Annotated in this window: 10 protein-coding genes; 4 read left to right on the forward strand and 6 right to left on the reverse strand. The window is 48.2% G+C overall.

Annotated features, from left to right (window positions below):
- Positions 1-69: 69 nt before the first annotated feature.
- Complete coding sequence (locus KME12_09630; protein MBW4488038.1) at positions 70-792, reverse strand: FkbM family methyltransferase; 723 nt, start codon at positions 790-792, stop codon at positions 70-72.
- Between the two features lie 46 nt (positions 793-838).
- Positions 839-2,077, reverse strand: coding sequence for a hypothetical protein (locus tag KME12_09635; GenBank protein MBW4488039.1), 1,239 nt, complete (start codon positions 2,075-2,077; stop codon positions 839-841).
- A 486-nt stretch (positions 2,078-2,563) separates the two neighbouring features.
- On the opposite strand from KME12_09635, the gene KME12_09640 reads away from it, so the two are divergent.
- Complete coding sequence (locus KME12_09640; GenBank protein MBW4488040.1) at positions 2,564-2,983, forward strand: hypothetical protein; 420 nt, start codon at positions 2,564-2,566, stop codon at positions 2,981-2,983.
- A 57-nt stretch (positions 2,984-3,040) separates the two neighbouring features.
- Here KME12_09640 and KME12_09645 read toward each other — a convergent pair whose 3' ends face one another.
- The 4 genes from KME12_09645 to gcvT all read right to left on the reverse strand — a co-directional run bounded on the left by KME12_09645 (position 3,041) and on the right by gcvT (position 7,816).
- The gene (locus KME12_09645; GenBank protein ID MBW4488041.1) at positions 3,041-3,757 is read right to left on the reverse strand and encodes a hypothetical protein; all 717 of its coding nucleotides are present in this window, start codon (positions 3,755-3,757) and stop codon (positions 3,041-3,043) included.
- Between the two features lie 67 nt (positions 3,758-3,824).
- Positions 3,825-4,235, reverse strand: a complete 411-nt coding sequence (locus KME12_09650) for a hypothetical protein (protein ID MBW4488042.1) — start codon at positions 4,233-4,235, stop codon at positions 3,825-3,827.
- Positions 4,236-4,329: 94 nt separating this feature from the next.
- Complete coding sequence (locus KME12_09655) at positions 4,330-6,357, reverse strand: S-layer homology domain-containing protein (protein MBW4488043.1); 2,028 nt, start codon at positions 6,355-6,357, stop codon at positions 4,330-4,332.
- Positions 6,358-6,709: 352 nt separating this feature from the next.
- Positions 6,710-7,816: a glycine cleavage system aminomethyltransferase GcvT gene (gene gcvT / locus KME12_09660; GenBank protein ID MBW4488044.1), complete on the reverse strand. Its 1,107-nt coding sequence runs from the start codon at positions 7,814-7,816 to the stop codon at positions 6,710-6,712.
- 256 nt (positions 7,817-8,072) lie between these two features.
- Here gcvT and KME12_09665 point away from each other — a divergent pair, with 256 nt between their 5' ends.
- The 3 genes from KME12_09665 to KME12_09675 all read left to right on the forward strand — a co-directional run bounded on the left by KME12_09665 (position 8,073) and on the right by KME12_09675 (position 11,614).
- Entirely contained in the window at positions 8,073-10,301 is a 2,229-nt protein-coding gene (locus KME12_09665; protein ID MBW4488045.1) for an OmpA family protein, read from the forward strand.
- Positions 10,302-10,526: 225 nt separating this feature from the next.
- Positions 10,527-11,165 carry a M23 family metallopeptidase gene (locus tag KME12_09670; GenBank protein ID MBW4488046.1) on the forward strand — a complete coding sequence of 213 codons (639 nt, stop codon included), beginning with the start codon at positions 10,527-10,529 and terminating at the stop codon, positions 11,163-11,165.
- 101 nt (positions 11,166-11,266) lie between these two features.
- Positions 11,267-11,614 carry a helix-turn-helix transcriptional regulator gene (locus KME12_09675; protein MBW4488047.1) on the forward strand — a complete coding sequence of 116 codons (348 nt, stop codon included), beginning with the start codon at positions 11,267-11,269 and terminating at the stop codon, positions 11,612-11,614.
- Positions 11,615-11,704: the final 90 nt, after the last annotated feature.

Consider the following 11,704-nt stretch of genomic DNA (forward strand, 5'->3'; position numbering starts at 1 on the left):
TTTTGCTCAAACCTAACCAACTCCTTGAATTTTTCCAAAAACACAAAACAATCTATTTTATCCTCAGCTCTATTCATTTATAGAGAGGTAATCTTTTTGAACTAAAATAATGGAGAAGCCAGACTTAGTCACAAATTCATATCCGAACTGCTCTAAGTATTTTACGATACTGCTGTTGATAGCATCTTGAAAAGATACTTTATGTTTTTCAAAAACAAGTATTTTAGGCTTAAATAAGTCCCAATCATTAGACATCAAGACTATTTCATCCATTCCCTCAACATCAATACTCATAAAGTCAATTTCAGTATCTTTAGGCAGGTATCGTTTTAAAACACTCTTTAAAGTTAGAGTTTTTAGCTTACAGCTGGAAACTAGTTTTACGCTTCCTGAGGAAATTAGTTGTTCTGCCGTTTCCTGATTGCATGTATCAAAAGGTGATTGTTCGAAAGTGAAGAAACTAACATCTTCCTCCTTATCGGATATACAAAGCTCCAAATTAATATCTCTTGGCCTTAAAACTTTAAACAAATCCATACTGCCAGCTCTTGCATCAACATTAATACCTTGCCATCCCTTGCAATAAAAATGATAAGTATTGGAGAGAAGAACAGGATGGAAAGCCCCAATATCTACATAGAACCCTTTGTTCTTATCATGAGTGAGGAATCTAACAATCATGTCCTCAGCAAACTGTGAATGAGAATAATAAAAGCTAGGGTATATATTTGCCTTGAACTTTGCCCACACCCTAAACCTTATTAGTTGTTTTATAACTTGTAGTATGTTCACGATTCTATTTTCAAAAATTACAGTTATAGATAGGTAGTCTAAAGCGTTATTCTAATTTAATTTTTAAGCCTTGGTTAGCTATCCACCCCATCAGAAATACAGATGGAATAGCAGAAAAAATACCAAATACAAGTACTCCTTGAGTTGAGGATACGTCTAGCGATAACAAAAGAATTATCTGAATGCCAATTTTTAGTGGTATATCCATCCACATATTTTCTATCCATCCCCTTGCGCAGCACAGCCCCCAAATCACACCTCCTACATTTGTCAAAGAACCTAATATCACTGCTAATACCAATTCGCCTTTTAAGTCATAATATTTGCTCCCAATCACCCATAATATCTGAGTAGCAAATAACAAAGAAAATGCAGTTAATAAACAAGCAAAAGCTAAGTTACCAACAACAATTCCCCAATAGCGTCGTCTCAATAAATCTACATCTTGACAACGAGAAAAAGCAGGATAAACAATTGAGGCCATCACAGAATTAATTAGCGAGAATATGATAGAGAAACGACCTAATGCTCCAATTTCAGCAACATTTTGAGTGCTTCCAAAGATACTGATCAAAAGAATAAATATTTGTCCTTGAATAATAGAATAAATAGTATTTGGAAAATATTTTTTTACTATGTTGAATATGTATTGCCGATGTACAAGGCTAACTTCTGCTTTGGCGTCTATCTTTCCATGTATAGCTCTTCTTAACAGAAAGGATTTTAAGCATGATGCAACAGTAGATATAAACGCTGCTACAGCAGCATTTAAGTAAATTAGGTAAGCAGTACCAAGAAGCGTAAGACGAGATATAGCAATGAATAGATCTAGACTTTGAAGGAGAGTAATATTAGATTGGAAGCGAGGAATAGTTCCTAGAACTGCAATCTCCAAATAGAAATGCAGTTCAATCAAAATTGCCACAACAATAAGGATAGTGTAGGTAATTGATGCGTGGTTACTTATCAGCATCCAAAACATAATTGGAGTAATAATAATAGTTGCTGCTAGAGCAAACCACTGCCGCAATTGCATAGCGGTATTAATCAACTGTCCGAATTGATATTGATCTTGCCAGACTTTGCCACCAATTGCCGATAAACCAATACTTACTCCACTGTCAGCTAAACCGTTTATTGCTCCTTGCATCGAGTTAGCAATCGTAAAATAGGCATAATCTTCTTTATTAAGTGTTCTTATCAGAATTAATCCACTTACAGTGCTCAGAATTTGAACTAATATCTGTATTGATACGAAATGGCTAAGCTTTTTTATCCAATACATACTTTAAGAATATACAAAACTTTTTATCTTTTTTAGATTGCTGACTTTTTAAGTTTATTTGATGCTCTTTTGTGTAGGTTCTATAATTTAACTTACTCTCTTGCATAGCATCACCGTCTAAGCTCAGTTTCTGTTTGCTCTTAATAGTCTTCCGATCCCGCCAGAGACACCCGGAAATTAAGCATTAATTAATCTAAATTCACGCTTTAAAACCTTCTCTCAAAGAATAGTCATAGAAGCGATTTAAGCTAGAGGGAGACAGCCCTGTTCAGTTCTCCTTTCGGCCTGGGCTAGCATCTCCCGGCACATCTCCCCATAGCCCCAAATAGAGGCAGCCAAGACTCCGCTCAACATACAGACACCAGCCTCCGTAGCATCCCCCAAGCCAATCAACAGAACCCTAATCAATCAGCAATTCTGCCCTGACAAATCTGCGATCGCCCTCCTTATCCTGTGGAGAGTTACAGATCTCAAAACTCAGCCATCATGTTTAGCAAACTCTCTGGGGTAGGAATCGCGATCGCCCTTTCCACCATCACCCTCAACTCACACACCCGCCCAGCTCAGGCAGTCACCTTAGTAAGTTCATCCTTCAGCCCTACCGCCACACCTCCAGATTCATTAGCCAAGACAACCCTCGCCAGCTACCTCACCCAAGCCAACATAAAAGTGTATGGTGCCTACAATTGTCCATTTACGCTGATGCAGCGGCAACTGTTTGGTGAAGAGGCATTTAAGCAGGTTCACTACATTGAATGTCACGCCAACGGCAAAAATGCCCAACCCAACCTCTGTCAATCTTTACAGATCAAACAAACGCCTACCTGGGAAATCAACGGACATTTTTACTCTGGCGTGCGCTCTTTAGAACAACTAGCCCGGATCTCTAAATATCGCCGTACCTAGCCCCCCTTCCCTGGCAGACAAGGGGTCGGGGGTTAGGTCTCATGGAAACGGGCTTTACTAGCACTTGGGGTTACTAGCAGTGTTGTCAGATTTAAGCTGGGATTGCTGCTGGCTCGTCGTGGCTCCATAAGGACAAGCCAAGTGTCCCCCAGCCCGCACCAAAAAGTCGTCAAAGTCGCGGTCTTGAGCATTGGGCTTCACGATCACAGAACCCGTATCGTCCCAAATAATCGTGATCCCTTGGTCAGCCAGATTCCCTAACCCTCCTTCAAATCTCACCAATCTGCTGCCATTGGTTTGGTTTTGGAAATTGGTGGAATAAAGCACGCCAGCGGGTCGTCCCTGAAAACTAGACTCCAAATAGAAGGCATAGCGAGTATTGGCCTGAAACTCAAACTCGGCCAAAGGCTCAGGCACCGTATTTCCTGGAGTTCCTAAAAAGTCATCATTATCGTTAGTACCAAGATCAGAGCTGTAATCGGAGGGTTCCATCAACGCTTGAGGATTATCAGAAGATTTCACTTCCGTAAACAGCGGTGTTCTTTCCCCCGTTTCCAAATTCACTATCCCAAAAACAGACTGGTATGCCCCATTCGATTCAATAAACTCAAACTCTACAATCGTATTGGCATCAAAGCGAATCCCCTCAGCCCCAAAGATTTCCTGAGCCTGAACTGGAGCCGCCAAACCTCCTAACAGGAAACCACTGGCGATCGCCCCCAGCCACCACGGCAAATTTCTCGCGTTCTTACTATCCTTTCGCTTCGCTCGCATCACCATAGCGTTCCTCCTCACTTAGACCACTGCTACTAAACCACTGCCCTAACCGACTGCAAAAGCACTACCAGATCTTTAAGTTAGAAGTCCTTCTCAGTTGTTCCACTTGAGCACTACTTAAACCACTGAGAAATTCTTCCGAAGCCCTAATCGCCTCATTCAAACGTGACAGAGCTGGATTGACACAATCTCCACCAGGGCCACGAGCAAAACGTCGAGGGACCCGCGTCGCCTCCTGCTCAGTCGTGGTATAAGCATTGCGAGCATTGGTTAATTCTTGAGATAGACGAGTTGCCGTTGCCAAGGTGTCAGGACTCAAACCAGGTGTAGGGAACCGAGGAGCAGTATTGTTAAACACATTAGTCCCACTCGTATCCGACTGATTATTGATTTGGGCGTGAGCTGAGCCTGCAAAACAACTCCCTCCCACTAAAGCAACGCCAACGATCCAACTAGCCCACCGCTTACTACGCATAAAGTTACTCCTGACTCCATCATCAAATTTTGGGGTTCAAAAGAAGGTAAAAAATGGGTAGCTCCTCATCTTCAGCCTTCTCGGATTTGAGAGACTAAAACTTCCAGGAATATCCCACTCCTAATACAAAGCGAGTTCCATCCCCTGCACCCGCAATGTCCCGCAGCGCTGGAGTGATCACCAAGCTTTGGTTTCTAAAGGGCACAATCGAAAGACCTGCCGCTAAATCTTCCCCTGTCCATTCCACCAAGGCACTGACAGGCCGAGCAACTCTAACAGCCACACTACCGAAGACGTTGAAATTATCTTCATCCTCAAACACATCGTCTTCAGTCCGGAAACGACCATTGCCGATCCCTCCGGTCAGGGCCACTCGGCTCAGTGGCGTATTCAAGTCTGGTCGAGTCCGAAAGATTTTGGTTGCGACTCCATAAATCGAGTCTTTGAAGTCATCATTGAACTCGTCGCCAATCGTGATGAAGCCATCCCAGCCTAAAGCCACAGCGAAGTCTTCAGAGAAAGCACGGTGAAGTTTCACATTAAATCCACCCGTACCAAAGTCTCTGTTGCCCCCAAAGCTAGCCAGTGTATAGGACAACTCCACGCCGACATTTCTCCGGGCATCTCCCAAACCAACCCCGAATGCCACTGCCGCATCATCTTTGTTGCTGTAGCGAGTGCGTTCTTGATAGGTAGCACTGATAAAACCAGTGCCATTGTCGGCACCAAAACCCACGGGATTGGCGATGCTGAGAGCGGGCGATCCTTCAAAAACATTGCCAAAGTTTTCTGCCTCGGTTTCCAGAGCTTGCAAGCGAGTCTGCAAGTCTTGAATCGTCTCCTCAGAAGGAGCTGCTGCCGTGGTGGGTGTGGTTGGCAATGTCTCTGTAGGCGAGGTCGTAGGGGTCTGAGCCGTAACAGTGGGGCCAGCAATATACTGAGAGGCGATCGCACTAGCATCCAGAGCCGAGACTTCCCCACTTTGCACCAAAGCTTGGTAAATAGAAGCTGCTACTTCTGCTCTCGTCGCCAGTTGGCTAGGGTTCAACGACCTCACATTTGGGTAACTCACCACCAATCGATTCTCGGTAGCGATCGCCAAATCATTGCGTTCGGCGGCTGCTACTTGGGCCGCATCTTGGAAATAAGTTTCCAAAATGTCGGTGCTGTTGGACTCAGAAGCTAGCTGCAAGCCATTAACTAAACCAACTAGCACCTGATTGCGGGAGATGCCTTGGTCTGGACGAAACAGATTGTTGCTGGACTCAGAGACAAACCCAGAACGGTACGCTTCATCAATAGCGCTAGATGCCCAATAATTAGCCGATACATCTGAGAATCGTACCGAAGTCCGCACGGGTTGCACTTGGAAGGCTTGCCGCACGATCGCCGCAAATTGGGCTTTGGTCACTGTCACATCAGGCCGAAAGGTGCCATCGGGGAAACCGCGCACCACATCTCTCGCTGCCAATGCTTCAACCACACTTTGCGCCCAGTGGCCTTGAATATCCGAAAACGAACTGACTTGAGCCAATTGATACTCAGATTTAGGCAGAGCTAAAGGTGCGATCGCAGGTTCGGCCTCACGATTGCTCACGGCAAATTCAGGCTCTACAGCTTCCGGTGCAGTTGCCAGTCCTGTTGCGGCTGATGCGCTAGGTGTGAGTTGCTTGGGCTGTGCTGCCACAACCTGAGCTTTGGAGCGATCTGAATCAGAGGCAACCGCAGTGGGTTGAGGGTCGGAGGCTAGCACAGCCTGATCAGTCGTACCCAGTTCGTTAGCAGCGACTTCTGGAGCCAAGTCATTGCCTGTTACCGTTGACTCCACTAAAACAGGCGACCAATCCCGCTGAAGAGCTGGGAGGGAGGTGGCTGTAAACTCTACTGCTAAAGAACTTTCTGGAGGCGCGATCGCGGGAGTGCTTGTCAGGTCAGCCGCGCTGGTTGAAACCACGGAACTACCAGGTTCTGGCACCGATGCCACCGGAACAACTACATCCGCCTTCGCCTCTGACGTTAAGCTACCTGCCACTAGGGTTAATAAAGTGCAGGCCGCTGCCGTGCGGACATAGGTCAGCGTTTCTTTTCTCATCCAATGTTGCCAAACAGTCCGCCACAACATTCGCTTGTGATCTTGTGTGGTGATGCTATTCGGGCTGTGAAGAAGCCTGCGATCGCTCGGTATCATGACTGAACCACTCCTACTACCCACCAGAAAATCTCTTATCTACCGTGAACATTGCTTAGGCAACATTTACATGTTTTGCCAACTGGCAACCAGCAACCGAATGTCTAATCTCGCTTACAGGCTGTCAGGTTGAGTATCCGCATAAAACAGGCTCAACTGGCAAAAAAGCTAAAAAACTTCTCCTAATCATGAGCGAGGCAGAATACTATGGCAAGATTTTTCGGAAATATTAAAGATCCTGGGTGGAGTCGGGAAAATAGCAGCGTTGTACCTTGTCAATCAAGTATTACAGACTGATTTGCCGCCGATAGAAGGGCCGTTTCACCACCTCTCCCAGATAGAGTTTGCCACGGATCTCTATGTCAAGTTGCTGCCCCACTTTGCTTAGAGTGGTAGGGACATAAGCCAGGGCGATCGCCTGCTCTAAAGTTGGCGACCAACTGCCACTCGTGACCTCACCCACCATTTGCTCCTCATACAGGACTGGGTAGCCATGCCGCGCAATATTACGTCCTGCCATCTTCAGCCCCACTAAACGCCGTTGCACGCCTGCTTGCTTCTGTTGCTCTAACACCGATCGCCCGATAAAGTCACCTTTAGTGTCTAGATGTACGAGCCAGCCCAGACCTGCTTCTAAAGGTGTGGTTGTTTCGTCAATTTCTTGGCCATACAAGGCCATTGCTGCCTCTAAACGTAGGGTATCCCGACAACCCAAACCGCAAGGTGTCACCCCAGCCACCAGCAGCGATCGCCACAGTTCTGCACCTGCCTCAGCATCTACCATGACTTCAAAGCCATCTTCTCCGGTGTAGCCTGTCCGTGCTAAGAAACCGAGTTGACCCAAAACAGGAGCCACCAAATGCCCAAACGGTTTTACTATGCTCAAGTTTGCCTCGACTAAAGGCTGTAAACAGGCGATCGCTTGTGGCCCCTGCACTGCAATCAGGGCTTTGTCGGTTGAAATATCTTGAAAGTCAATCTGGTTTAGCCCAAGATGCTCGGTCAACCAAGTTTTGTCTTTTAGCGTCGTGCCCGCGTTGACAATTAGCACCACCGTGGGTTGTCCTGCCGCATCTTCTCCCTGGTAATACACAATCAAATCATCCACAATGCCCGCTTCCGGTGTGAGCAAAACGGTGTATTGAGCGGCCCCAGGTTGAAGACGGCTTAAATCTGAAGGCACTAAACGCTGGAGCTGCTCGATCACCTGCTGGCCCTTTAGCACAAACTTGCCCATGTGAGAAATGTCAAACATGCCTGCTTGCTGCCGCACCGCTTGGTGTTCTTGAGCAATGCCGACGTACTGCACAGGCATTTCCCAGCCAGAAAATGCAGTCATGCGAGCTTTCAGAGCGACTGCATGCTCAAACAGGGGAGTTCGGGCAAGGGGCAGGGGAGTTGCAGCATTGTTTGCATCACTTTTTGCATCGCTTAATGAGGCCACAGCTTTATAGTTCCGTTTGTTTGAGTGAAACTGTTTTGATCCTACGGGAAACTACTACCCGTTGCGTTACCCGTTGAGGTGCCTGTTTTAGATAAGCTCCTGAGAATCAAGGTAAGCTCTTGAGAATCAAGGTAAACTCTGAATCACTCTGTTGCTCGTTACCTTTGCTCGTCGCCTGCCAATCGTCACTTTCCATCGCTTGACTATGCCTGCATCCTACCGCTTCAAATCGGCTATCCTCCTGGGACTTTGGGTTGGACTCACAGAAATCGCGATCGCCACTAGCGTCACGGCAGCTCCCAATCCTACCAACCGGGCTGCAAATCAGACTCCGCCTGCGCCAAGCCTACAGGTAGTGGTCAACAGCAACCAAGATGGGCCGATCCAACCAGATGCAGCGCTGACCCTGCGAGAAGCGATCGCCCTGACCAGTGGCACTCTGGAGCGCGATCGCTTAAGTGCCGAGGAACAAGCTCAAGTGACTCCGCTCAGCGCTGATGCCCCTTCTCGTATCGAGTTCAGCTTACCTGCCGAGCAAACAACGATTCGCCTCACCTCAGTCTTGCCCCCGCTGGATCGCCCTGGCTTAGTCCTAGATGGCACCACACAACCTGGATACGATGCGGAAAAATCGGCCACGGCTGAAATTAGCATCCCGATCCCAGTCGTTGCCATCACCCCTGCTGAAGGACAGGAAGTGTTTCGTGGTCTAACTGTAGTCGCGGATAATGTGACGATTCGGGGTCTCAGTCTCTACGGATTTAACTCCCGTCGTCAAGTGCCAGCCAGCACTCCTCCGGCTGATATTTTTATTGCTCACCGTCTACCACCTCCAGACACCAGCCAGCAGCAACCGCCCAATGCCAACTTCCCATTTGGCGCTGAGGACAAACCGCCGCAGAACGTCACGATCGAGAACAACTGGCTAGGTCTAACCACCAATGAACAGATGCCTGCTAATCCATCGGCGTTTGGGGTGTCTGTGTTTAATGGAGTCGGCACCGTGATTCAGCGCAACCGAATTGCCAACCACGAAGGCAGCGGCATTATTACTGCGGTTCGAGCAGAGAACACACGGATCACAGAAAACATTATTGTCGGCAACGGCATTGCAGGGATGCCAGATGCGATTCGGCTCGAAGGTGTGATCGATCGCTCCCAAATTACGGCTAATTTGATTTGCGGCAACGATGGCAGCGGCATTTATTTGTTTAAACCTGATGGGGCAGTGCAGATTCAAGCCAACCAAATCAAATTGAATGGACGGCGGTTGCGGCGAGCCGCAGTCTATTTGATGGGCAATCAGCATCAGGTAACCCAAAACCAGATCAGTGATCAAACTGGGCCTGGAGTCGTGGTCACGTCCTACCCCAAAAGCGATCGCAACTTGATTCAAGACAACCAATTTGCTGCCTTAGAAGGACTCAGCATTGACCTGAATACTCAGCAAAATGTGGGCGTGCAAGACTACCAGCGCGGCGATGGCCCCAACCCCCCCCGCAATTCAGGCAATCGGCGCTTGGATACTGGCAACTCAGCCATTAATGCTCCTAAATGGCTCAGTTCAGAGTTTATCCTGCTCAACAATCAAGTCAATGTAGATGGCAAAGCCGATCCGGGTGCTCAAGTGGAGATTTATCGAGTTGAGGGTAGGGGTCAGGAGATAGGAGCCAGGAGACTGGAGACTGGAAGCAGGAGTAAAGCCGTTGAGTTATTTCCGGGTTATGCGCCTTTAAGTCAAGCGATCGCTACCACAACAGCCAACGACGCAGGCCAATTTAGCGCCACCTTGACCAATTTGCAGCCCGGAGAACAAGTTAGCGCGATCGCCACCGATCCCCGTTATGGCACCTCCGAGCCAGCGGCCAATGCCATCATCCGCACCACTCAAGGGCCTGCTACAGATCCCTCAGCCCCCGCCCCAGCGCCCAACCCAGTCACAGAAGTGCCTCGTTGTACCACGCCGCCTGTGGCTCAGGTTCCGCCCACGCCTCCCGTTGAACCCATCCCCACCCCACCTCCGATTCGGCTGCGAGTGCCGAGAAACATCCACTTTGCCCTCGACAAAGACATCGTTAGCCCAGAGAGCGCGGCGGTGCTCGACCAAATCGCTGAAGTGTTGCGGGAATATCCTTTCATCGTGGTCGATATTCAAGGTCACACCGACCCTCGTGCTAGCGATGCCTACAACTTAGATTTAGGCCGTCGCCGCGCCTTAGCCGCTAGAAACTATCTGCTCCGCCAAGGTGTAGCACCAGAACGCTTAACAATTCGTTCTTTGGGCGAAACCCAACGTAGAACCACTGGGGCCAGTCGCGTGGATTATGCCCGCGATCGCCGAGCCGAATTTACCTTCCGAGATGTACGGGGTGTAGACATCATCTTCGAGGCTCAAGAAGAAGACTTGCAAATTGAACCTGCGGGTAGCAGGTAAGTTACATCCGCAAAATCTGTCAAATTTCTAGGAATAATGAAGAAAATTTTGCTGGCGAGATCCGTGTGAATGCTAGTTAACTTTCCATGCGTTCCAGGCAAAGTGAAGGCTATGCGATTTGCTAGCCATTGTCGCTAGGTATTATCACTAGCTCTGAGAGAATCGCGCTTTGGTGTGAAATAGGGTGTCCCCCTCGGTCCTATATCCAATTGAACAAATCAACGCATGACTATCCCTTTCTCAAATCGCCGTCCCCTGCAATTTCTACTGACTGCATCATTAACTGTGGGTAGTTTAGCCATCGGATTGCGAACCCCGGCGATCGCGACTCCCCAAAACTACAGGATTCAAGTTACCACCTCCAACTCAGCCCCTGGATTGATCAGACTGATTCAAGTAGCAGTGCCAAGCCCTCCCATCGCGACCTACAGCTCATCCAGCTCGAACCACAATTTTGCTTGGCCCACAGACTCCTCCATCCAGGCAGGGTATATTTGGCCTGTCAAAGGCGTAGTCACCTCCGGATTTGGCCCGCGTTGGGGTCGCATGCACAATGGCATTGATATTGCAGGTCCCGTGGGTACACCCATCCAAGCCGCAGCAGCTGGAGTCGTGATTAGTTCTGGTTGGAACGAAGGAGGCTACGGCAACCTAGTCAAAATTCAACACCCTAATGGCAGCGTCACGCTCTATGCCCACAACCAGAAAAATTTAGTCCGATCAGGCCAACAGGTACAACAAGGTCAAATCATTGCTGAGCTAGGCAGTACAGGTAACAGCACTGGCCCTCACTGCCATTTCGAGATCCGTCCGCAAGGACAAACCGCAGTCAACCCGATCGTCCTACTGAGCAAATCCTACTGAGCAAAACAGCGGCTCAACAACCCATTCGCTGACTTTTGGTACTTAAAGGCGCTTAAATAAAAGTATCTACTCAAAAGTTGGATACTATTCCAAAAGATACTATGGAGCCTCAAGCCGAGAACCACGATCGCGCCACTTGTGCAGTGGAAACCACTCTAGCTGTGATCGGGGGCCGCTGGAAAGTTCTGATTATCCGCGAACTATTTCCTGGCGTAAAACGTTTCGGGGAGTTACACCGCGCCTTACAAGGCATCACCCAAAAAATGCTGACTCAGCAATTGCGAGAAATGGAGCAAGATGGCTTAGTTTATCGCCAAGTTTACCTGCAAGTCCCCCCTAAAGTGGAATACTCCCTGACTCCTTTAGGCGAAACCCTGAAGCCAATTCTGAACTCCATGCACGAATGGGGAATTGAATTTTTAGAGGGCCAGGAGTCAGCTCAACCTTAGCATTAGCTTTGCGATCGCCATAACGCCATACGCCATAACGCCATACGCCATAACGCCATACGCCATAACACCACAGAAAAAGCGCGAGAC

This window comes from Trichocoleus desertorum ATA4-8-CV12 (assembly GCA_019358975.1).
GTDB lineage: Bacteria > Cyanobacteriota > Cyanobacteriia > FACHB-46 > FACHB-46 > Trichocoleus > Trichocoleus desertorum_A.